Origin of the sequence: Vibrio sp. L85 (genome assembly GCF_963871815.1) — a bacterium.
GTDB lineage: Bacteria > Pseudomonadota > Gammaproteobacteria > Enterobacterales > Vibrionaceae > Vibrio > Vibrio harveyi.
This window is the reverse complement of the sequence record NZ_CAWMYL010000133.1, coordinates 1-353: the sequence shown is the minus strand read 5'-3', so window position 1 is coordinate 353 and position 353 is coordinate 1. Positions and strand designations below refer to the sequence as shown.

At 43.3% G+C, this 353-nt stretch carries 1 protein-coding gene; it reads left to right on the top strand.

The window, feature by feature from the left end; translation table 11 throughout:
* Positions 1 to 353: integrase core domain-containing protein (locus tag AACR11_RS13700; protein WP_139374570.1), on the top strand; the 353-nt coding region annotated here is incomplete at both ends.

Here is a 353-nt window from a genome sequence, read left to right as displayed (position 1 = left end):
AAGGCGTTGACCATGGCCTATGAGAGCCGTGGAAAGCCGTCAGATGTCATGTTCCACTCGGATCAAGGTTGCCACTATACGAGTAAGAAGTATCGTCAGTTACTATGGAGATATCGAATTACTCAAAGTATGAGTCGTCGTGGGAACTGTTGGGATAACAGTCCTATGGAGCGAGTGTTCAGAAGCTTGAAGACGGAATGGGTACCAAAGAATGGCTATAGAAGTTTTACTGAGGCGAACCAAGCAGTAACAGATTATCTGGTAGGTTATTACAACCAGCATCGTCCACATCAATATAATGGTGGATTAACACCAAATGAATCAGAACGACAGTTCTGGTTTCCTTATAAAAC